This window comes from Peribacillus alkalitolerans (genome assembly GCF_010882125.1).
Lineage (GTDB): Bacteria > Bacillota > Bacilli > Bacillales > DSM-1321 > Bacillus_BN > Bacillus_BN alkalitolerans.
In genome coordinates this window covers 1-23,090 of sequence record NZ_JAAGVZ010000035.1, presented here as the reverse complement: position 1 = coordinate 23,090, position 23,090 = coordinate 1, and the positions used below count along the sequence as shown (strand labels likewise).

General features: G+C 36.0%; 22 protein-coding genes. 19 read left to right on the top strand and 3 right to left on the bottom strand.

Translation table 11 applies throughout. The features are described 5' to 3' along the window. Nucleotides 1-7 precede the first annotated feature (7 nt). The 7 genes from G3O09_RS21115 (at nucleotide 8) to phoU (ending at nucleotide 8,260) form a co-directional block, all read left to right on the top strand. Complete coding sequence (locus G3O09_RS21115) at nucleotides 8-1,246, top strand: MFS transporter (RefSeq protein WP_338048430.1); 1,239 nt, start codon at nucleotides 8-10, stop codon at nucleotides 1,244-1,246. Between the two features lie 146 nt (nucleotides 1,247-1,392). Then, nucleotides 1,393-3,603, top strand: a complete 2,211-nt coding sequence (locus G3O09_RS21110; protein WP_163103409.1) for a peptidoglycan D,D-transpeptidase FtsI family protein — start codon at nucleotides 1,393-1,395, stop codon at nucleotides 3,601-3,603. Between the two features lie 235 nt (nucleotides 3,604-3,838). Next, nucleotides 3,839-4,801 (top strand): PstS family phosphate ABC transporter substrate-binding protein, encoded by a 963-nt coding sequence (locus G3O09_RS21105; protein WP_163103408.1) that lies wholly within the window; start codon nucleotides 3,839-3,841, stop codon nucleotides 4,799-4,801. A 136-nt stretch (nucleotides 4,802-4,937) separates the two neighbouring features. After that, nucleotides 4,938-5,843 carry a phosphate ABC transporter permease subunit PstC gene (pstC, locus tag G3O09_RS21100; RefSeq protein WP_163103413.1) on the top strand — a complete coding sequence of 302 codons (906 nt, stop codon included), beginning with the start codon at nucleotides 4,938-4,940 and terminating at the stop codon, nucleotides 5,841-5,843. Continuing rightward, nucleotides 5,843-6,721: a phosphate ABC transporter permease PstA gene (gene pstA / locus G3O09_RS21095; RefSeq protein ID WP_163103407.1), complete on the top strand. Its 879-nt coding sequence runs from the start codon at nucleotides 5,843-5,845 to the stop codon at nucleotides 6,719-6,721. Before pstC ends, pstA begins: the two co-directional genes overlap by 1 nt. Nucleotides 6,722-6,787: 66 nt before the next feature. Next, nucleotides 6,788-7,582: a phosphate ABC transporter ATP-binding protein PstB gene (gene pstB / locus G3O09_RS21090; protein WP_240338526.1), complete on the top strand. Its 795-nt coding sequence runs from the start codon at nucleotides 6,788-6,790 to the stop codon at nucleotides 7,580-7,582. 27 nt (nucleotides 7,583-7,609) lie between these two features. Then, a complete protein-coding gene (gene phoU / locus G3O09_RS21085) occupies nucleotides 7,610-8,260 on the top strand; it encodes a phosphate signaling complex protein PhoU (RefSeq protein ID WP_163103405.1) in 651 nt (216 codons plus the stop codon). Nucleotides 8,261-8,536: 276 nt separating this feature from the next. On the opposite strand, the gene G3O09_RS21080 is transcribed toward phoU, so the two are convergent. Together G3O09_RS21080 and G3O09_RS21075 are read right to left on the bottom strand one after the other, a co-directional pair. Beyond that, a complete protein-coding gene (locus G3O09_RS21080) occupies nucleotides 8,537-9,049 on the bottom strand; it encodes an endolytic transglycosylase MltG (protein WP_163103404.1) in 513 nt (170 codons plus the stop codon). A 2-nt stretch (nucleotides 9,050-9,051) separates the two neighbouring features. Continuing rightward, on the bottom strand, nucleotides 9,052-9,420 hold the full coding sequence (locus G3O09_RS21075; protein WP_163103403.1) for a hypothetical protein: 369 nt from the start codon (nucleotides 9,418-9,420) through the stop codon (nucleotides 9,052-9,054). A 365-nt stretch (nucleotides 9,421-9,785) separates the two neighbouring features. On the opposite strand from G3O09_RS21075, the gene G3O09_RS21070 reads away from it, so the two are divergent. The 9 genes from G3O09_RS21070 (at nucleotide 9,786) to G3O09_RS21030 (ending at nucleotide 18,374) form a co-directional block, all read left to right on the top strand. Then, nucleotides 9,786-10,460, top strand: a complete 675-nt coding sequence (locus G3O09_RS21070) for a DUF4912 domain-containing protein (RefSeq protein WP_163103402.1) — start codon at nucleotides 9,786-9,788, stop codon at nucleotides 10,458-10,460. 25 nt (nucleotides 10,461-10,485) lie between these two features. Next, complete coding sequence (locus G3O09_RS21065; protein WP_163103401.1) at nucleotides 10,486-12,690, top strand: glycosyltransferase family 4 protein; 2,205 nt, start codon at nucleotides 10,486-10,488, stop codon at nucleotides 12,688-12,690. Beyond that, nucleotides 12,662-13,288, top strand: coding sequence for a hypothetical protein (locus tag G3O09_RS21060; protein WP_163103400.1), 627 nt, complete (start codon nucleotides 12,662-12,664; stop codon nucleotides 13,286-13,288). Before G3O09_RS21065 ends, G3O09_RS21060 begins: the two co-directional genes overlap by 29 nt. Before the next feature lie 121 nt (nucleotides 13,289-13,409). Continuing rightward, the gene (rpmG, locus tag G3O09_RS21055) at nucleotides 13,410-13,559 is read left to right on the top strand and encodes a 50S ribosomal protein L33 (protein WP_108670799.1); all 150 of its coding nucleotides are present in this window, start codon (nucleotides 13,410-13,412) and stop codon (nucleotides 13,557-13,559) included. A gap of 171 nt (nucleotides 13,560-13,730) precedes the next feature. Beyond that, nucleotides 13,731-14,300 (top strand): 5-formyltetrahydrofolate cyclo-ligase, encoded by a 570-nt coding sequence (locus G3O09_RS21050; RefSeq protein WP_163103399.1) that lies wholly within the window; start codon nucleotides 13,731-13,733, stop codon nucleotides 14,298-14,300. Then, nucleotides 14,290-15,069 (top strand): DUF92 domain-containing protein, encoded by a 780-nt coding sequence (locus tag G3O09_RS21045; protein ID WP_240338525.1) that lies wholly within the window; start codon nucleotides 14,290-14,292, stop codon nucleotides 15,067-15,069. The genes G3O09_RS21050 and G3O09_RS21045 overlap by 11 nt, the downstream gene beginning before the upstream one ends. Before the next feature lie 134 nt (nucleotides 15,070-15,203). Beyond that, a complete protein-coding gene (locus tag G3O09_RS21040; protein ID WP_163103398.1) occupies nucleotides 15,204-16,148 on the top strand; it encodes an L-lactate dehydrogenase in 945 nt (314 codons plus the stop codon). A gap of 208 nt (nucleotides 16,149-16,356) precedes the next feature. Then, entirely contained in the window at nucleotides 16,357-16,557 is a 201-nt protein-coding gene (locus G3O09_RS21035) for a sodium:proton antiporter (protein ID WP_240338524.1), read from the top strand. 302 nt (nucleotides 16,558-16,859) lie between these two features. Further along, a complete protein-coding gene (locus tag G3O09_RS21030) occupies nucleotides 16,860-18,374 on the top strand; it encodes a rhomboid family intramembrane serine protease (RefSeq protein WP_163103397.1) in 1,515 nt (504 codons plus the stop codon). Nucleotides 18,375-18,376: 2 nt separating this feature from the next. Here the strand turns inward: G3O09_RS21030 and G3O09_RS21025 are convergent, their stop codons facing one another. Next, the gene (locus G3O09_RS21025; protein WP_163103396.1) at nucleotides 18,377-19,237 is read right to left on the bottom strand and encodes a hypothetical protein; all 861 of its coding nucleotides are present in this window, start codon (nucleotides 19,235-19,237) and stop codon (nucleotides 18,377-18,379) included. A gap of 222 nt (nucleotides 19,238-19,459) precedes the next feature. Here G3O09_RS21025 and G3O09_RS21020 point away from each other — a divergent pair, with 222 nt between their 5' ends. The 3 genes from G3O09_RS21020 to G3O09_RS21010 all read left to right on the top strand — a co-directional run bounded on the left by G3O09_RS21020 (nucleotide 19,460) and on the right by G3O09_RS21010 (nucleotide 22,966). After that, nucleotides 19,460-19,669, top strand: coding sequence for a YqgQ family protein (locus G3O09_RS21020; protein WP_163103395.1), 210 nt, complete (start codon nucleotides 19,460-19,462; stop codon nucleotides 19,667-19,669). Between the two features lie 13 nt (nucleotides 19,670-19,682). Then, nucleotides 19,683-20,651: an ROK family glucokinase gene (locus tag G3O09_RS21015; RefSeq protein ID WP_163103394.1), complete on the top strand. Its 969-nt coding sequence runs from the start codon at nucleotides 19,683-19,685 to the stop codon at nucleotides 20,649-20,651. Between the two features lie 425 nt (nucleotides 20,652-21,076). After that, nucleotides 21,077-22,966 (top strand): LTA synthase family protein, encoded by a 1,890-nt coding sequence (locus G3O09_RS21010; protein ID WP_163103393.1) that lies wholly within the window; start codon nucleotides 21,077-21,079, stop codon nucleotides 22,964-22,966. The last annotated feature ends 124 nt before the right edge of the window (nucleotides 22,967-23,090 follow it).

Here is a 23,090-nt window from a genome sequence, read left to right as displayed (position 1 = left end):
GCAAACTATGCCACATAAAGGAGAGTCTGGCATGTTTGTAAAAAAGATGATTGGTGAAGTGGAACTAACAAAAGATTTATTAATTTTATTATGTATTGGCGGGCTTTATAGTTTAAGCATTGCTTTATCCAATACTTTTGTGAATGTGTTTTTGTGGAAGCAGTCGGGGGAATTTTCAGATTTGGGAATCTATAACCTGACAGTTGTGATATTTCAGCCTTTAACGTTTATATTAGCCGGGAGAATGGCAAAGAAATTGGACCGAATCATCGTATTGAGACTCGGTGTTATTTTTTTAGCTATTTTTTATGTCACTGTTTTACTTGTCGGCGCAAGAGCTAGTGAATTTATCATTCTTTTAGGAGTATTACTAGGAATTGGTTATGGTTTTTACTGGCTTGCGTTTAATGTTTTGACGTTTGAAATAACGGAACCTGAAAATAGGGATTTTTTCAACGGATTTTTAGGGATCTTAAACTCGATAGGTGGCATTATTGGCCCAATATTGGCTGGTTGGATTATCACTAGGTATATAGGGTTTCAAGGATATAGTTTTATATTTGCCATGTCTTTAGGGTTGTTCGCTGTGGCTGTCATTTTAAGTTTTTCCTTGAAAAGGCGACCGGCGCATGGAAGGTACTTATTCAAAGAGGCACTGCTTGAACGGAAACAGAATGACAATTGGAGGATGGTAACAAATGCTCACGTTTTTCAGGGGCTTCGAGAGGGTACCTTTCTTTTTATCATTTCTGTATTTGTGTTCATTTCTACCAAAAGTGAACTTGCATTGGGGACTTTTGGGATGATTAATTCTTTTGTTTCGTTTATTTCCTATTATTTTGCATCCAGGTTGATAAAGAAGAATATCCGTAAAAAAGCGATTTTAATAGGAGGTATCGGATTATACCTTTCCATATTCTTAATCGTGTTTGATTTATCGTATGGAAAACTATTGCTGTATTCTGGCACGATCGCCATTTTTTATCCGATGCTTTTGGTTCCATACATTTCTCTTACATATGATGTGATTGGTAGGGCAAAAGAGGCTGCTGAAAGAAGGATTGAGTATGTGGTCGTAAGGGAACTATTCCTCAATTTGGGGAGGGCGATTTCCATTACTGCATTTCTTTTTGCCATTTATTTTTTTAATGAGAAAGACAGCATCCCCGTGTTATTGCTCATTCTTGGAGCAGGTCATAGTTGTATTTACTTTTTTATTCGAAAAATTGAATTGCCTTCACCATGAACAGCTTTTGATCAGGAAATCATTGGCAGGTGCTCATTTTCCATTTTAGTCTTAATTCTTATAGTTAAATGGTAGAAAAAACAGCCATTTTTCTATACAATAAAGGTTGACTTAAAATGTGTAAGGAATAAAGGAAGTGGCCTGCGTTGAAAAAAGTAAAAGTTAAGGAAAAAAAGAAGAAGACGCATGTTCCTTTTCGTTTGAATATAGTCTTTTTTGTAGTTTTCGTGCTATTTTCAATACTTGTACTTCGCCTAGGTGTTGTACAAATTGTTTACGGGGACGATTATCGAAGGGAAATTGAACGGACGGAAGATGTAACAGTTAATAATCCTGTTCCAAGAGGAAAAATCTTTGATCGCAATGGTAAGGCAATTGTTGATAATAAACCGTTAGATGCCATCACATATACAAGGTATCAAGGTACTAAATCAGATGAGATGTTAAAGGTTGCAGAGAATCTGGCAAAATTGATTGACAAAGATACTAAAAAAGTAACTGAGCGTGATAAAAAGGATTTCTGGATTTTGAAAAATCCAAAAAGAGCCGAAGAAAAAATTACAAAGGCTGAGAAAAAGAAATATGCAGAAAAACTGTTAACTGACAAGGAATTATATAAGCTTCAATTGGAAAGGATCACTGAGAATGAGCTCAAAGAACTTACAGGTGAAGAGCTTGAGGTTCTTGCGATTTTCAGAGAGTTTAATAGTGGTTATGCTTTAACTCCTCAAATTGTAAAAAATCAAGGAGTGACTCAAAAAGAATTTGCGGTAGTAAGTGAGAATCTTCAGTACTTGCCTGGAGTCGATATAACAACAGACTGGGAAAGATACAGTCAGTTCGGACTTACTTTGCAAAGTGTCTTAGGGAAAGTTTCTTCTTCCGAGGAAGGGCTTCCAAGCGAACAGCTTGAGTATTATCTTGCAAGGGACTACAGTCGTAACGATCGAGTAGGAAAAAGCTATGTAGAGTATTCCTATGAGGAAGTTCTTCACGGACAAAAAGCAAAAGTGAAGAATGTAACGGACAAAGCAGGCAATATCCTGGAGTCCATTCCGATTACAGAAGGTAACCGTGGGAAAGATTTAGTCTTAACAATCGATATGGACTTGCAAATCGCTGTAGAAAAGATCTTAGAAGAAGAGTTAAAGGAAAAGAAAGCAAGAAGTAACACTCAACTTTTAGACCGTGCATTTGTAGTAATGATGAATCCTAAAACGGGTGAAATTCTTTCGCTGGCTGGAAAACAATTCGAGAGAGATAAAAAAACAGGCCAGGTAAAATTCAATGATTTTGCTTTAGGAACTTTTACTACATCTTACACGATGGGTTCATCGGTTAAAGGTGCTACAGTCCTGACTGGATATCAAACAGGAGCTATTTCACCTGGTACAGTCCTTTACGATACAAAGCTAAGAATTAAAGGGACTCCTGATAAAGGGTCTTACACCAACATGGGAAATGTAAATGACTTAGAAGCATTACGTCGATCGTCGAATGTTTATATGTTCAAGACTGCAATCAATATTGGTAACGGAAATTATGTACCAGGGAAGCCATTAAGAGTTAATCCGAAAGCATACGACACTATGAGATATTTCTATAGCCAATTTGGGCTTGGTGTTCGTACGGGCATTGATCTTCCAAACGAAATGGTAGGTTTTAAAGGCTCTGAAAGAGGACCAGGTAAACTTCTTGATTTATCTATCGGTCAGTATGATACGTATACTCCGATTCAATTAGCTCAATATGTTTCCACTATTGCAAACGGTGGATATCGTATGCAGCCACATATAGTTAAAGAATTACGGGAACCTGTTGAAGACAACTCTATCCTTGGACCACTCATTAAACAAATCCCACCTACGGTTTTGAATCGATTAGATATGAAACCGGAATGGATTGAACGAGTGCAGCAAGGATTCATCCAGGTTATGCATGTACAAGGTGGTACTGCAAGGGTTAAATTCTCAGGTGCAGATTATAAGCCAGCAGGTAAAACAGGTACGGCCCAAGCATTTTATGATGGTCCATTAAGGAAAAATTATGACGAGCCTCCAGAAACCATGAACCTGACTTTGGTAGGGTATGCACCATATGACAATCCTGAAGTGAGTTTCTCGGTAGTAGTTCCGTGGGCTTATCAAGGTAGAACGAATGGTCATACGATGAACCAGGACATAGGACGTAAAATTATGGATGCTTATTTTGAATTGAAAAAAGCACGAGCAGGACAAAAACTTGACCAAAGCAATGCCGTCCAGAAAGTGGAGGGGACACAGTCACCTCAAACTGGAGATAATGCGCAAGGTCAAACAGATAACGACCAAGATGATTCAACTGAAACTAATGAATAAAAGCAAAGAAGACATTCGTGGAAATCCCCATGAATGTCTTTTTTTTTTAACTAGATAATTATTAAGGAAGGGTTTATGTCCTAAGTAATCGTGTTTTAAACACAATTTACACTTTTATAACCCTTCTTTACACTTCCTTTACATTCAATTAAAACCACATTAATACTCATCGCATATTCTAATAACTGTAAGACAAACAATATAAAACAAACTCAATCTCAGGGGGAATCAGAGAATGAAAGGTTTCAAGTACATGGCACTAACAGCAATGTTATCAGGAGCGCTAGCAATCACAGCAGCGTGTGGTGCAGAGGGTGCTAATAAAAATGGTCAATCAGAAGCAGCGGACAAGCAGCTTCAAGGAGATATCGCAGTTGACGGTTCTTCAACAGTATATCCAATCATGGAAGCTGTATCAGAAGAATATATGCTTGAACAACCTGAAGTTAAAGTATCTGTTGGTTTCGCAGGTACTGGTGGAGGATTTAAAAAATTCATCGCTGGTGAAACAGATATGTCTAACGCTTCTCGTCCAATTAAAGATGAAGAAAAAGCTGAACTAGAAAGTAAAGGTATTGAATACACTGAATTTAAGCTTGCATTCGATGGACTTTCTATCGTTGTAAATAAAGATAATGACTGGGTAGATCAATTAACTACTGAAGAATTAAGTAAGATGTGGGTAGATACTGGTAAGCCAAAAATGTGGTCAGACATCCGTCCGGAATGGCCTAACGAAGAAATCAAGTTCTACTCTCCAGGTACTGATTCTGGAACATACGACTACTTCAATGAAGTGATCTTAGAAGATCAACCAATCGTTTCAAATGCAACACTTTCTGAAGATGATAACGTACTTGTTCAAGGTGTTACAGGCGATAAAAATGCTATCGGATTCTTCGGATTTGCTTACTATAACGAAAACAAAGATAAATTAAAAGTTGTACCTATCGATGGTGGAAACGGTGCAATCGAACCTAACCACGAAACAATCATGGATGGCACATACGCACCACTATCTCGTCCATTATTCACTTATGTAGCAAATAAAGCAGTTGCTGAAAAAGAGCAGGTTGCAGATTATGTTAAATTTACACTTGAGAATGCAGCAGCTATGTCTGAAGAAGTAGGATATGTTGCACTTCCGGAAGAAGAGTATACAAAGGCTCTTGAAACTTTAGAGGGCTTGAAAAAATAATTTTCTTTTCGGCTTTGGATGATGAAGACAACGGCGGGAGAGAAGCGTGATATTGCTTCTCCCCTTGTCATGTCTTGAAAAGGAAGGGGTTTTTAAAGTGGGTCTAGGAACAACGAATCAATTTTCGATTCAAAAAATGATTGAAGAAAAGAAGAGAAACAAATCTGGATTGTCTTTTGAAAAAATGGTCCCAGGTTTGTTGCTTCTCACAGCAATCATTTCAGTCTTAACAACAGTCGGGATTGTATTTACATTAATCTTTGAAACGTTTGAGTTTTTTAACAGGGTTTCTATTACGGAATTCTTAACAGCAGAGAAGTGGTACCCTTTCTCTGAAAGCAACGCTTCTTATGGGATCATGCCTTTAATAGCTGGTACCTTAAAAGTTACCATTATTGCTTCTCTTGTTGCTGTACCAATTGGACTGGCGTCAGCCATTTATTTGAGTGAGTATGCATCAGATCGCACACGCAGAATTATAAAACCGATATTAGAGGTTTTGGCTGGTATTCCTACGATTGTCTATGGTTTCTTTGCATTGACCTTCGTTACTCCTATTTTACGAGAAATCATTCCTGGCCTAGAGATCTTTAATGCGCTAAGCCCCGGTATTGTAGTTGGGATCATGATTACACCGATGATTGCTTCCTTATCAGAAGATGCAATGAGTTCTGTTCCTAACTCTATTCGTGAAGGTGCTTTCGCTTTAGGGGCTACTAAGTTGGAAACCGCGATTAAAGTCATATTGCCTGCTGCTATTTCTGGAATTATGGCATCTATTGTACTTGCTCTATCAAGGGCAATTGGAGAAACGATGATTGTAACGGTTGCAGGTGGTTCCACTCCATCTTTAACCATGGATGTTACTTCATCCATTCAAACAATGACCGCATATATTGTTCAAGTAACCACTGGTGATGCTGGATTTGGAACAACCATTTATTACAGTATTTATGCTGTAGGTATGACACTGTTCTTATTCACGCTTGCAATGAACTTGCTTGCACAATTCATCTCTCGTAAATTCAGGGAGGAATATTAATGAAACTTATCGATGAACAAAAAGTCTTAAAAAGAATGTCTAGCAGGTTATTGAATAATGCAATCTTAAAGGGGTTATTCTTTGGAGCGACATTATTTGGATTACTTGTATTAGCTATTCTTTTATATCGGATATTCACTCAAGGACTTGGACATTTAGATTTAGAATTTTTTCAGAACTTTGCTTCACGTAGACCTGAACAAGCTGGTATTAAAGCGGCATTAATTGGTACTATTTGGTTAATGGCTGTTGTAGCTCCAGTTTCCTTGTTTCTAGGTGTAGGAACTGCGATTTATCTGGAGGAATATGCTAAAAAAAATCGATTTACCGCATTTATTCAAATCAACATTTCAAATTTAGCAGGCGTACCATCCATTGTGTTTGGATTGCTTGGATTAACTATTTTTGTTAGAGCACTGGCTTTAGGGCATTCTGTTCTTGCAGCAGGTTTAACTATGAGCTTATTAGTATTACCTGTCATTATCGTTGCATCACAAGAGGCTATTCGTTCAGTGCCAAAACATTTAAGGGAAGCGTCCTACGGTATGGGTGCAACGAAGTGGCAAACGATTATTAGGGTAGTCCTTCCTGCTGCGATCCCAGGAATTTTAACAGGGGGGATATTAGCCCTTTCCCGTGCAATAGGTGAAACAGCACCACTCGTAGTAGTAGGTATTCCAATGTTTATAGCCTTCTTGCCTAAAACCGTATTTGATACCTTTACTGTACTGCCTATGCAAATTTATAACTGGACATCAAGACCACAAGAGGAGTTTCATAATGTTGCTGCTTCAGGAATCATCGTCTTGTTAGCATTGCTGATCATCATGAATTCCATTGCAGTATTAATCAGAAATAAGTACTCAAACCGTTATTAAACAGGGGTTAGTTTTAATAGGATGAGGGAGGAATCAATAATGAATGAAACGGTAACGAAAGCGACTATGAAAGTGAGCTCGATCAATAACAATACACCTACAAATAAGCAGGTGGTTTATGAAACATCTCAATTGAACTTATGGTATGGAGAAAACCATGCTTTGAAAAATATTAATTTAGACATTTATGAAAACGAAGTAACAGCTATCATTGGGCCATCTGGCTGTGGTAAATCAACATATATCAAAACTTTGAACCGTATGATTGAATTAGTTCCAATTGTAAAAACATCTGGAGAAATTAAATACCGAGGTCGTAATATCTTAGATAAAGGTTATAAAGTCGAAGAATTACGCACGAAGGTAGGAATGGTTTTCCAAAAGCCAAATCCATTCCCAAAATCAATTTATGAAAATGTCGTTTATGGACCAAAGATTCATGGTATTCGCGATAAAAAAATCCTTGACGAGATAGTAGAGAAAAGTCTTCGTGGAGCGGCAATTTGGGATGAGGTAAAGGATCGTCTGCATGAAAACGCTTATGGTTTATCTGGAGGACAGCAACAACGTCTTTGTATCGCGCGTTGTTTAGCTATCGAGCCAGATGTAATCCTAATGGATGAACCAACATCGGCGCTTGATCCAATTTCCACATTGAAGGTAGAAGAGCTTGTTCAAGAATTGAAGCAAAACTTTAGTATCATTATTGTAACTCACAACATGCAGCAAGCAGCGCGTATATCTGACAAGACTGCGTTCTTCTTAAATGGTGAAGTGGTGGAGTTTTCTGAAACGGATAAGATCTTCTCAAACCCAACCGATAAAAGAACGGAAGATTATATTACGGGACGATTCGGTTGATTCTCTTAAAGGAAGGGTGCAAATAAAATGCCAGTACGTGAACGTTTTGAAAATGAATTACAAGTTTTGAAAAGCAAGTTGATCGAGTTAGGGAACTTAGCAACATCATCTTTGTCGAATGCCTTTCAAGCACTAGAAAATCAAGATATTGATTCGGCATTAAAAATTATCGATGAAGATACTACAGCGGATATGCTGGAACTGGAAATTAACGATTTCGCTATTTTATTAATTGCAAAACAACAACCAGTTGCAATCGATTTACGTAGAATCATTGTGGCTATCAAAATTGCATCAGATATTGAAAGAATGGCTGACTTTGGTGTGAATATTGCTAAATCTGCTATTCGCATTGGTAAAGAACCTTTCATTTTTCCGTTAGACGATCTTAAAAAAATGCACGATATCACAATCGAAATGATTCGTTTATCATTGGAAGCATTTGACCAAGAAGATGTACAACTGGCAAAAAAAATTGCTGAAATGGATGACAAGGTAGATGCTTTATACGGTGAAAATATCCGTAACATCTTAAAATTGACTAATGAAAATCAGCAACAGGTTACTCAACTATCCTTTATTGCACGTTACTTGGAGCGAACAGCAGACCATGCTACAAATGTGGCTGAAAGCATTTATTATCTAGTCAGAGGAAGACACTTTGATTTAAATGAATAGAGGGATTGAGAGTGTTCAAAGATAGATATTACCTTTGAACACTCTCTTTTTTAGGCTAATGTTGATTTGTTATTATGTTAAATTTGCGAAAAACGAGTGCCCCTCACTGCTATCAACAGGCTAGTTTAACAGTGCCTACTCTTAAGGTATAGCTGTGAATCTAATCGAAGAGTAACCGACTAGTAATGGGAAAATAAAAATACAACATCTTTGTCCAATCCATTTGGGATTTTTACATAACAAAAGAGGATGACTAAATGGATCATCCTCTTCTTATTAATTAGTTATAGTCTTAGCAATTTGTGATATAGACATATTTTTAGTTAATACGTATTCGCCTAATTGTACTTTAGTAGATAAATTATTCTTCTCCAAATAATCTGTAAAGGCATTTTTGTCCTGTATAATTCCTTGTTTCTCAAGAAGGGAAGCGATTGTTTCAGGATTCATTCCTGGCTCGATAGTAAGGGTCAATGAGCTAGCTTTCTCTTCCTCTTTTTTATCAGCGGTTGGTTTCTCTTCATTTCCTTCTGTATTACTTGCTTCATTTGGTTCTTCTTTCTTGTTTGTGGATTCAGTTTCCGTTGGAGTTTTTTTCTCTTCTATTGATTTTTTGGTTGCTTCATGTTGCTTTGTTTTTTCAATGGTCATCCCGTGTTCTTCAATTATTTTCATTGCTTCCTCTAACTGGATCGTTGGCTGCTTTTCAAAAAAGTAATGATAGCCAGCAATAATCGTGGTAGCAAAGATAATTCCACCTGCAAAGGATTGAATACTTCTTTTATTCATGATCAAAATCCCTTCCCACGTGAATCTTCAATGATCTCGATGATTTCATCCTGACTTAAGGTGGATTGTCTTTCTATCTGTTGCAATGATAGACCTTGATTATATAGAGATATCACTTGGCTTTTCAAAATCTCATTTACAGATCCCTTTTTTTGATTTCTTACAGGTTGTACCGACATAGACGGTTCTTGTATTAATAGCTCTTCCTCTAATACTTTCATTTTCCTTTTTAACTGATATACGTCTTGCATATAGGTAAGTGATAATTGTTCCAAATCTTCTTCAAGCTTAGAAACTCTATCTTTTGAAAAAAGAGATAGAAGTAATAAGGTAATTGCTACTACTAATAATACTATGAATACTATTCCCACACTCTCACCTCAGCTGCAAATTCAATTCATATATATTTTACACGTATTAATCAAAGTTTGGTGAATGATTTAATAACTCTGTAATGAATAAGTAGGAAAAAAGGTGAATTATAGGAAAAAATGTCAAAATGATTACTTGAAAGTTTGTCGAATGAGAAGGGATAGAGGGAATTTTTCAATATTTTCCTTAGAACTGAAAGCATTCGCATATTCTCGACAAAATGCGTTCATTGTCCAAGTGAGAGTTCAATGCTACGATAATAATAGGAAAAAGATGAATAAAATGATGGTTTTTATCATATATTGATTATTTTTTAAGATTTATTATATGTGTTTTGTATACATTTCAATTGGAGGTGTCGAAGGTGATTGAGGAAATTATCGATTTACGAAACAAAGGACTTTCATTCAGAAAGATTGCTAAACAAATGAATACAACGGTAGGAAAGATCCAGTATCAATGGAAAAAACATATGAATCAGGAATTACCAGAAGAAACTGAGAAGAAAATTAGAAAATCGAAACCAATCTATCAAGTACCATTAAGAAAAGAACATGTATTAGACCGACACTCCCTTTCTCCTAATGAAAAAAATAGTAAAATCCTACTTATTCAGCGAAATGAAGAAAGTGTACTTGTTTATTGGACATTCTCAGAGATGTTGAAGATGACTCTTCAAAACTATTATGGCAAAGCTATTGAACAGTTTACTTTCATGCTCCGTTTATACGATGTTTCCAAAGTGATATTTAATGGGAATAATGCACATTATTATACCGATGCAGTTATCCCTTCAAGACAGAATCATTGGATCCTTAATGGCCTAAAGCCTTCTCGATCTTATTTGGTAGAAGTAGGTTTATTACAAGAAGATGGTAACTTCATGCCCTTACTACGATCAAACACTATACAAACTCCTAGGAACGAGCTATCACAATGTGGACAACTTTCAAGTGACATTCAAAAATGGAGTATTAGTAAAAAAGAGCGACCTAACTGGGTTGAACATATTAGTACCTATAGCTACTACAACAAGTGATCATATAAAAGGAGGAGGGTTGTGAATGAAGGTTGTCTACTATGCACACTTGCCGACGGGTGCAAAAGAAAACGATATTGAAACTATGCGAAGTCTGTTTAATACTTTCTATTCTTTATTTGACCATTTAGAAAGCGATCACGAGGAAAAAATTGGCTTATGTTTATCTGGCATAATGGTAAAAAACCTAGCTGATGAATCCTTCTTACGCTTGAGTGAACAAACTATTGAGGAGATTTATCCAGTTGAATATAAAAAGTATGGGATTAACTTGCTTTCAAAAGTCCGAATGTTCTTACAAAAAGGAAGGATCGAATTAGTAGGTACAACATTTGTTCCTTTTCCATTAACGATCATGCAAACTTCTGACTTGATAGAATGGCAAATCAAAGAGGCTATTTCCCTCTACGAACATTATCTTCACTACAAACCAAAGTGGTTTATACCACCTAGAGGCGCATTTATGTCCGGAATAGATGAGTATATTTTGAAATGTGGCTATGAAAATCTCCTCATTGATTTCAATACCATGAAATATAAGGAGCCAAAAACTGATCTTCCGGTGACAAAGTCTCCATATGGTTTATTGTGCATCCAGGCTATTTTCAATGGAACTCTTGAAGAAACGATTTCAATCAATGATATGAGAAATTCAATCCCTATTAAGGAAAATCATTCTAGACTTAAAGATGAAAGTGAACATAGTGAATTAGACGAAGTATCCTATCTTGATTTTTCATATTTCGGCATTGGAGATCGAAATATTAGCTTGTTCGAAGAAAATGACAGCAAGTGGATTATCGAATTGATAGAGATGGAAATTAAATTCATTCAAAAGAAAGAGCGACTCCTATTAGATACAAGTACAATAAGTGAAATATTGTATTTATGGAGCAAAGTTGCAGATTCAGAAGTGTGTGAAGAACAGAAACAATCATATAAAAATAAATTTTATATGTTATTGGATTCAATTGATAATAAAAACTTAGCTACACCAAATGATACCCTCAGTCATGATCAGGCACTAAATATACTTATGCTAACTTGGGAATATCCCCCTCATATAGTTGGAGGTTTGGCAAGACATGTTTTTGGGTTGTCAAAGGCTTTGGCGGCATTGGGTCATAATGTACATGTAGTGACTGTAGGGATGAATGGAGAAGGAACAGATTATATTGAATCTGGTGTACACGTACATCGTATAGAAATGCAGCAATGGGACCAGTCTTCCTTCATCGAATGGGTGGGTTGCTTAAATGTAAAGATGGGGGAAAAGATTTCATATTTAATAGAAAGTGAAATCAAACCTGATATGATTCATGCCCATGATTGGCTTGTAGGAGCTGCCGCAATTGCAGCAGGTCAAAGATGGGACATACCGTTATTAGCAACCATTCATGCGACTGAAAATGGAAGACATAACGGAATCCATAACAATATCCAATTCTTTATCCATGAACAAGAAAGAAAATTAATCGATCATGCTGATCAGCTCATAGTATGTAGTGAGTTTATGAAAAATGAACTTATGGAAATCTTCTCAACCCCAAGTGACAAATTAGCTGTCATCGCTAACGGTGTAGAAAAGTCCGATATTATTGAAAGCGTCATTACTAATCAAGAGGATAAGAAAGCCTATTCCATATTTTCTTGGGGGAGAATGGTGCCGGAAAAAGGGTTTGACATATTAATAGAAGCAACTGATCATCTGAAAACCGCAAATATAGATGTAAAAGTTGTAATAGCAGGTAGAGGTCCCCTGCTTGAGACATATAGGGAAATGATACAAAATCGTGGTTTGGAACATCAAATACAATTGATTGGTTTCATACAAGATGAAGTGAGAGACCAATTATTGCATCAATGTGATCTTACCATTTTCCCAAGCACGTATGAACCTTTTGGAATTGTCGCCCTTGAAGCCATGATTTCTGGAAAGCCAGTGATTGTATCTGAAACAGGTGGACTTAAAGCCATCATTCAGAATGGGGAAAGCGGTTTACTCTTTAAGACAGGGGATCCAGTAGATCTTGCTAAGAAAATTGAATATATAATTAATCATCCAACGGACACTGAAAAAATGGCTTTGAAAGGAAAGGAAGTTGCTTCGAAGTTATTCTGTTGGGAAAGAGTAGGAATCCAAACAGCACATTTAATAAAAGAGTATAAATTGACTAAGAGAATCGAAAGAGGTGAAAGAAATGAATTATCAAGCACAGGTAGCAGATAATCGGGAACATGAAAGCTGGAATGTCTGCTCTATCTATCAGCAACCGATTCTTTTTAACGATGATTCTCCACTTAGGATAGGATTATGGTCTAACAGAGGTTTTTCATGGGAATTTCCTAACAAGCAACAAGTGCAATCAGATTTTTCTATCCTTTCGCTAAACAAAAATGAAGAAATAGAGCATATTTCATTTAGTTTAACCAATCAATCACAACACTCTAAGCTTTATAAAATTATCGTCCAGTATTTACATACATCAGAAGATAAAAGCTTAGCCTTTTACAGTCCAGCCAAAAATGCTATCCTTCATTATTCATCAGATTCAATCGTTATGCTAGGAGGTGTCCTTAATGGACGCGGTCTTTCGCAATATTGTATCAGAGACTATGAGGCTGACCAGTCAAAACCTATTTTCAGAAGTAAAGAAGAAGGATTTCTTCCCATTTCGCCTTTAGCGAGCGGCAGTTTATGCAGTTTATTTACATTAGAAATGGAGCTGGCCCCAGGGAAGACGTCTGAAGGAATGATTTGGACCATTACTGCTACATCTAATGATGAAATGATAGGGATAGAAGAAAGATTGCTAAATAAACTCTAATTAAACTTTAATCCTTACGCATGTTGATTTCTTCAAAAAACATACTAGCATTTCATTTGCAAAAGTGATATTATATAAAAGTCCTATGTGAAGATGAATCAATGTTTGGAGGGAAATACAAATGCGTGTTAATATTACGTTAGCTTGCACAGAATGTGGTGAGCGTAACTATATTTCTAAAAAAAATAAGCGTAACAATCCGGACCGTCTTGAGCTTAAAAAATATTGCTCTAGAGAAAAACGCATGACTACGCACCGTGAAACGAAGTAAAACAACAGGATTCATCCTGTTGTTTTTTTTGTACTTCAAATAAGTAGAAACAAGTTGAGGTAGTGTTGAAGATAAGAATAAACAACATCCGACATTTACACCTCTGTCTTCATCTTAAAGCTCAAAAATTTGGTGAGTTTTAAAAAAACCTTTTCTAGAGGAGGTAGAATCTTGGAGACTAAATCGTATATTAGAAAACAAATATGGGATACATTGTCTATGAAGAATAAGGTTGATTATCAAGAACAGTCTACTAGGATTGCGGAGAAGCTTTTTTCTCTAGAGGATTGGAAACAATCAACCGTTGTTTCAATCACGATTTCGAATTTCCCTGAAGTCGAAACAAGGGCAATTATAGAGAAAGCATGGAAACAAGGTAAATCGATAGTCGTTCCAAAATGCATCCCTAAAGAGAAGAAAATGGATTTTCGAAAAATAAAGAGTTTTGATCAATTGGAACAGGTTTACTTTTCTCTTTGGGAACCCATTGTACATACAACTGAAAGTATAGAACACGAAAAGATAGATTTAACAATCGTTCCGGGAGTTGCATTCTCCCCTAATGGGTATCGAATTGGTTTTGGTGGAGGTTATTACGATCGTTTTCTGGAAAAGTGGAAAGGGAAGACAACGTCACTTGCTTTCGAGGAACAAATCGTGAAATCAGTTCCAATTGATGCATTCGATCTCCCCGTGTCAACCATTATCACTCCAAAGGAAGTGATAGATTGTGAACATTGAATATGTGTTATATTTCTTAGTTATCCTTATTACAGCCATATCCGGTTATTTTGTAAAATCATTATCATTTAGTGGTGCTATCGCAACCTTCTTTGTTGGATGCTTAACTGCTGTAGGATTTCAGTGGCAAGGGCTATTCATCTTAGGTTTTTTCTTCGCATCCTCGAGCCTTTGGTCCAAGTTTAAACAACAGCAAAAGAAACATGTTGAAAATAAACTGGAAAAAAGCGACCGCCGGGATTACGTTCAAGTTTTTGCAAATGGGGGGTTAGCAGCTAGTTCTGGCCTTATATATTATCTTACCGGTGACTCTATCTGGTTAATTACATTCTTAGTCAGTATTGCTGCTGCCAATTCGGATACTTGGGCTTCAGAAGTAGGCGTTTTAAGCAAAGGAACTCCCATTCATATCTTGACATGGAAAAAAGTCGATAAGGGGACCTCTGGCGCCATTTCTACACTAGGAACTACATTTTCATTGCTTGGGGCTGCTTTCATCGGAATCATAGCTGCATATTTATGGGATCTTTCTACTTATCAGGTATTGCTGATTATTTTCTTTGGTTTTCTTGGAAGTGCTGTGGATACAGTTCTTGGAGCAACGGTCCAAGAAGTCCATCAGTGTAACAATTGTAGTCTAGAAACGGAAAAAAGAATACACTGTGGAATGCCGACACGCTTAAAAAAGGGCTTAAAGTATATTGATAATGATAAAGTGAATTTTCTAAGTATAACTATTGTAGTCCTGCTAAGTATTTTGTTCATTTAGCAATGAAACGAAAAAATATCTGAGAATGTAACAAATTTGCTATAAGTAAACGCTAAATTCTACATTTCATGAATGGTTCTTGTAATACAATATGGATATAGTTGGTCGATGAGAAAATGAAAGAAGGTATTCCAATGAAAAACAAAGTGAATCGTGTAGTCCTAATAGGAACAGGCTTTGTAGGCAGTAGCTATGCTTTTGCGATGTTAAACCAGGGAGTATCAGAGGAATTGGTTCTACTAGATGTGAATAAAAGTAAGTCAGAAGGTGATGCAATGGATTTGAATCACGGCTTACCTTTTGCTCCTTCATCAACTAAAATATGGTTCGGGGATTATTATGACTGTCAGGATGCAGATTTAGTAGTATTGACTGCGGGTGCCAATCAAAAACCAGGAGAAACTCGTCTTGATCTAGTTGGAAAGAATTTAGCGATATTTAAACATATAGTGGCACAGGTTATGGACAGTGGATTTGATGGCATTTTCTTGATTGCTACCAATCCAGTTGATATTTTGACATATGCCACATGGAAATATTCAGGATTGCCTAAGGAGCAAGTCATCGGTTCAGGAACAATTCTTGATACGGCGCGCCTTCGTTACAATTTAGGGGAATATTTTCAAGTTGATAGCCGTAATGTCCATGCATATATCATTGGTGAGCATGGTGACACAGAGCTACCTGTATGGAGCCATGCCAATATAGGGACTAAACCCATTTCAGAAGCAATCGTCACTAAAGAAGGTTCTAAACAGGAGGATTTGGATCGCTTGTTTATTGATGTGAGGGATGCCGCGTATAAAATCATTGAAAGAAAAGGTGCCACATTCTACGGAATAGCAATGGGCCTTGTCCGCATTACGAGAGCCATCCTTCATGATGAAAACAGTATTTTGACTGTATCGGCATTGTTAGAGGGAGAGTATGGACATCAAGATGTTTATATTGGGGTTCCATGTATTGTGAATCGAACGGGTATCAAAGAGGTAATCGAATTGAATCTAAATGAAGGGGAAAAAGAAAAGTTTTCTTACTCCGTTGATGTTTTAAAGAAAACTATTTCTCCATTTTTGTAAGATACTCTTTCTAAATATTCTAATACTTGACGGCTATTATAAAGAAAGGCTCTATTCTAATAATTGTGTTTTTTAATAAAGATTTTTTAAGCAAACGGTTAATCAACCACTCCATTGTTAAATAACAGAAAAGTTAAGGGAAAGAGTCTAAAGAAATTATCATAAAAATCCCTCCTCTATTTCAAACTAAAATAAGGAGGGATTCATTATGCTTAGAATGTTAGTAAAATGGGGTGCAATTGTATTGTCTGCTTATCTAGGCTACCGTTTTCGATATCGATTGCTAAATGTCCTTTTAGGAGTGCCTTTTTTACGCCGTAGTTTGGTTGCTTCTTCCATGAACATGCCACTGGTGAAGGATAAAATGTTACAAAGCATGTTCAAGTTAGAAGCATCTCCTAGATATTAGAGGATGACAAGTAAAAAACCTTTTCAATAGCTTTATTGAATGATTTGGTTGGCAAGTCATCAAGTCTATATCGTAGCAAAACCCGGATAACTTGATGTCCGGGTTTTTGTAAAAATAGTTTAGATTTATACAGGCTATTTGGTGAAAGTTACTGAATAAAGATGTATGAGAAGTTTTCATTGCAATTGCAATCAAGTCTTATTTAAACAGGTGTTGATTCTTTTCTTTTTTAGTCTACATAGATTATAGTGTTAAAGAGGTAGGGAAAGATGAAATAGGAGAAAAAGAAAGTAGGGGAAGTTTTGAGTGTAAAAGAAGATTATTATTATTGGTCGATTTTACATGCCCTTTGCATCGATCATGGTTATGAAGTTATTTCTGTTTCTACAGATCAAAATGAGATTTGGTTAGAAAAGTACAGTGAAAAAAAGTTCCCGGTTGTAAGGTTAATGAGGCATGACCTAGATTGGGGAAATTGGCTAAAAAGGGATTTGAATCGCACAGCTCATAACTCTGAAAGAGTACGAGCTCAGCTTTTTAAGCGTCCAATCAATGTTTTGAATGTTTACATATCGCCTTTTCCACCTGTGGATGACTATGAACACGATATAATAACTCTGAAGAAAACAACCCTCTCTTCATATATTTTTGAAACCAGTAAGTTTGAATCAAGCCTTCAACAGTTATCAGAACTAATGGGGGGAGTGGTAAGCTCAGAAATTTTCTATGATGATATAAGTGAAGAAAAAATTCCTGCTTTAAAACATCAAGTGTTGCAAAGCACGGTCCGTAAGCGAGAAGAAGAAGAAAAAATCTTCCAATATGGAAAGCCAATTTTCACAATGATATTTTTAGCGATTCAAATTGTCATATTCCTTCTTATGGAATTATTAGGTAGTAGTGAGAGTATGAAAACGCTAGTTGAATTTGGTGCTAAGTATACACCCTTCATCCTTCAAGGTGAATGGTGGCGATTGATTACCCCTATGTTCGTACATATTGGTTTGCTTCATCTAATAATGAACTCTTTCGCTCTATACTATTTAGGGGCTGAAGTAGAAAAAATATATGGTAGCTTTCGATTTTTCATCTTTTATTTATTCGCTGGATTTGCAGGTACATTAGCAAGTTTCCTGTTTAATGATTCATTATCAGCTGGAGCCAGTGGTGCAATTTTTGGTTGTTTCGGTGCTTTGTTATTTTTTGGATGGAAACAGCCAAAGCTATTTTTCAGAAAAATGGGGACAAATATTATTGTTTTAATTGCCATCAATCTCGCTCTTGGTTTCACATTATCAGGCATTGATAATTCTGGGCATATTGGAGGGCTAATTGGCGGCTTCCTTATTTCCTTGGCAATTGGTGTGCCGAAAAAAGGAAACGGCATAATTAGAATAATTGGAACGGTTAGTTTAGGATTCATCACTTATTTTACACTTATGCTCGGATACTCTCTTCAAGAAAATCGAAATCATGATCCAGTGATTGTTTCTTTGGCGAATGAGTACATTCAAGCAGGCGAAGAAAACGAAGCAAGGGATCTTTTGAAAGGGCTGCTACATGAAAGGCCGACTGCACCACATGCTTACTTTTTACTTGGTAATTTAGAAGCTAAAGAAAAGAGATATCAAGAGGCAAAAACAGCTTATCTAGAAGCGATCCAACAGAAAAAGGATTTACATGAAGCGTATTATAATTTGTCTCTTGTATACCTTGAAGAAGGCAATACGGAAAAAGCAAAGGAACAATTATTATTGGCTATTAAATATGGTAAAGGAGAGCCCATGTATCAAACCCTCCTTGAGAAGCTTCCATGAAATTATAGCGCCTGTATGAGCATTGCTGGAGTGCCATCTTCAGTGATCGTAATAACATCTAATTCTTTTCGGTTTTTATGTAAGAGTAATAAAGGGGTGGTACTGTTAAGAGGAGTTATAACAGAACCATCTCCTTTTCTTATTCCTAATACATAGTTCTTATAAAGTCCTTCCCAAAGTCTACCGACTATTTCGGTTTGTCTAGCTTTAGAAAAACCAGACAAGAATTGATCTTGTTTTGTTCTTAACTCCGTTAGAGGGATTATGGTATAGTCGTTTCGATTTATTTGGAACTCGTTTTCGGCTTTCATCAATGTTTCATTGTAAAGAGCCTCTTGTTGTTTGGAAAACGTTTGTTGCCATTCTTGTTGCTGTTTTGTAAAAGGTTTTGAAAATGTTTGAAAATCTTCATTATTAGAATGAATCACATTCAAACTATTATCCGACATGGCCTGTGCGCTAGAAAATGTTGAAGGTCCCGGATGAATCTCCGCATAGTGGAATGTGATTGTCTGAAAGAGCCCACTATCTTTTTCACGAATAGTGTCTTCTTGAGATAAGATGCTATTATTTTGATTCCAGTTCCTAAGAGCCCCTTTCAATCTACCATTTTTAAAAAGTAAACCTACATCTTGACGCAAGAAAGCCTTACGATCCAATTCAGAAAAAGTATTCCAGTCCAAGAGATACTGGTTATTTACTTTCTCAGCAGATAGTCCTGTCCGATATTCAATAAATGATACGTTTGGATCAGCTGGATAATAATTAAACACATCTTTAGAATCGTTGTCTCTTAGGAACATAAACATGATGAGCCCAGCAAATAAAACTCCAAGTATCCAGTATTTTTTTAACATTTGCATATTGGTCACCTCCTGCTCGATATTCCATTTTTATGTACAAGACTGACAAGTATGTAAATATTTTTCATTTTTTACTGGTTTCTTTTACAGATATTTATTTATCGAATCAGTTGTTTAGAGGTTAACCTACGTTCTTCACGATTACCATTTATCTTTAGTTCTTGTAGCATAATTAGGTATGATTTATACTTGTAAAATGAATGAAAACAATGAGGGATAATTATGAATACAATCTATGATGTTCAACAGTTATTAAAGAAATATGGCACTATCATCTATCTTGGGGAGCGCTTGGCTGATTTAGAGATGATGGAATCAGAGCTAATTGAACTCTATAAATCACAGCTCCTTGAACCGAGAGATTTTCAAACTGCTTTGTTATTACTAAGACATGAAATTCAAATTGAACATGATAAAAGAAAATTTTACTAAATAGGTGAAATCAATGGAAAAATGGTTAATGGGTGTAGACCTAGGTGGAACGACAACAAAACTTGCTTTTATCAATCAGTATGGGGAAATCCAATACAAGTGGGAAATCGCTACTGATATTACTGAAAGTGGGAAACATATTACAACCAATATTGCAAAAGCCATCGATACGAAGCTTAAAGAAATAGGTGAAAGCAAAAGTAAATTACTAGGAATTGGAATGGGGGCTCCAGGACCTGTTAATACGGCAAATGGTGTCATTTATGAAGCTGTAAATTTAGGTTGGAAGAACTATCCACTAAAAGACCTTTTAGAAGTGGAAACGAACCTGCCTGTAATAGTTGATAATGATGCTAATCTTGCAGCCTTAGGGGAAATGTGGAAGGGTGCAGGTAATGGAGCGAAGGATATCGTTTGTGTAACATTAGGAACTGGAGTTGGTGGTGGAGTAATTACCAACGGGAGCCTTGTTCACGGTATAAGTGGCGCAGGTGGAGAGATAGGTCATATTACGGTCGTCCCTGAAAATGGTTTTGATTGTAATTGTGGCAAAAAAGGTTGTCTTGAGACCGTTGCATCTGCAACTGGAATTGTAAGGCTTACAATGGAAGAAATTAAAAAATATAATGGAGTAACTATCCTTAAAGATCATTTGGAAAGTGTTGGGTCCATTTCAGCAAAAGATGTCTTTGATGCGGCAAGAAAAGAAGATACATTAGCTAAAAATGTTTTAGATCGTGTAGGTTTTTACTTAGGCCTTGCTTTATCAAACCTTGGAAGTGCTTTAAATCCTGAAAAAATTGTCATCGGTGGTGGCGTTTCGAAAGCTGGAGACATATTATTAAAATCAGTTCAAAATTATTTTGAACAATTCTCTTTCATCAGAGTAAAGCAATCAACTAAAATTGCAATTGCCACATTAGGTAATGATGCTGGGGTAATTGGTGCAGCTTGGTTGGTTAAAACAAATTTTGGGGATTGAAATCTAATCCGTTAGAACATATAATAGCAAAGGAGCTTTCATTGAAGGCTCTTTTACCTTTCATATTTGTGATGAAGATTTGCATTCCATCTTCAAAGAATGAAAAATAGGACATTTAGTTGAATTACATTTTCTATAGATAAACTCGCCACCTGGCGAGTTTTCTTAATGAGGTAGATTTATTTGATTTTTCTGACTTTAATTAATTTGAAACTTTTTTGATTTTAGCTCGTCTAATTAATTGGTCTAGAGAATAACATGAAAAATATCATTCTACCTTTTTTGTATTTGCATCGATTTGATTTTTTGTAAAAAAAGTATTAAGATTTTATCAATCATTGTAAATGATGGCATTTACAGTTTCTCTTTTAGAAACCAATGTTGATAAAACCGATTTACATCGCTACAAGAGGAGGTAAAGCGAAGTGAAGAAGTTCTTTACAAACAAAAATATTTCATTATTGACTGTCGCAATTGTATTTCTATGGTTAAAGACTTATATCGCCTATAAAACTAGTTTTGATATTAAAATAGAAAACTGGAAACAGGAGTTAATTCTTTTTATTAACCCAATAAGTTTCTTAATGTTCGTCCTTGGGTTAGGATTGTTTTTTAAAGAAAAGGGAAGAAATCGTTACATCATGATCACAAGCTTCTTGATTTCATTCATCCTTTTTGCGAACGTGGTTTTCTATCGCTTTTTTAATGATTTCCTAACCATTCCTGTTTTGTTCCAAACAAGCAACATGAGTGATTTAGGTGGAAGTGTCAACGAATTGATTCAGCCTACGGATTTGTTATTCTTTGTGGACTTGATTGTTCTTGCCATTTTAATGAAATGGAAACCAAAATTCATTGTTAATACTACTTTAACGAAAGTTAATAAGCGTGCGTTTTATCTTGTAGCAATTGCAATTGGGTTATTCAACTTAGGCTTAGCAGAGACAGAGCGTCCGGAATTGCTAACTAGAACATTTGACCGTGAGATGTTGGTTAAAAACATTGGAACTTACAATTATCATATTTATGATGCGTTCCTTCAATCAAAATCATCCGCTCAACGTGCCATGGCTGATGGCAGTGAGCTTGCCGATATTGAAAACTATATCCGTGCGAATTATAAACAACCAAATGATGACTTATTTGGTATCGCTAAAGGTAAAAACCTGATCTTTATCTCTATGGAATCAACACAAGACTTTGTAATCAATGCAAAAGTTAATGGACAGGAAGTAACACCTTTCTTGAATAAGTTTGTAAAAGAAAGTTATTACTTTGATAATTTCTATCACCAAACAGGACAAGGAAAGACTTCTGACTCTGAATTCTTGGTCGAGAATTCCTTGTATCCTTTAAACCGTGGAGCTGTATTTTTTACGCATTCACAAAATCAATATAAGGCAATGCCTCAAATTTTGAGTGAACAAGGATATTCGACTGCTTCACTACATGCAAATAATAAGAGCTTCTGGAACCGTGACATTATGTATAAGGCATTTGGATATCAGCGCTTTTATGAAATCAATGACTATGATGTGAATGAAGAGAATTCAGTTAACTGGGGTTTGAAAGATAAAGAATTCTTTGATCAGTCTATTACCCATTTAAAAGAAATGGAAGCAAAGGGTAAGCCATTTTATGCTAAATTCATCACATTAACAAACCATTTCCCATTCACATTGGATGAGGAAGATCGTTCGATCGATGAATTTAACTCTAGTTCAAAAACTTTAAATCGCTATTTCCCAACGGTTCGTTATACGGATGAAGCGATTGAACAGTTCATTAATCGTCTTAAAGAAGAAGGTTTATATGAGAATTCAGTCATTGTAATCATGGGTGACCACTATGGGATTTCAGAAAACCATAATGCAGCAATGGCTCAATATCTTGGAAAAGAAATTACACCTTATGAATCTGTTCAACTTCAGCAAGTTCCTTTCATTGTCCATGTCCCTGGACAAAAAGGAAAGACCATTTCAAAAGTGGCAGGCCAAATCGATGTAAAACCAACTTTACTTCATTTACTTGGCGTTAATAATAAGGAAAACATTGAATTTGGGGCTGACTTGTTCTCCCCTGAGAAGATGGATTTCACTGTATTACGTGATGGTAGCTTCATCACTAAGGATTATGTGTATACAAGGGATACGTGCTATGATAAAGCTACAGGATTGCCTGTAGAAGATGCAGACAATGCATGTGGGCCATATATGGAAAAATCTAAACAAGAACTAGATTATTCCGACAAAATCATTTACGGTGACTTATTAAGGTTTTATTATGACGAAAAAAAAAATGAAGTGAAAAAATAAAAAAAAGTCCCCAGGAATATTAATTCTGGTATTATCCCCTTTAAGTAGACAGTGTAAAAAGCCTATGATTTTATCATGGATGATGCACTACTACTTGGAGGGGATTTTTCTATGGCTGTAAAAG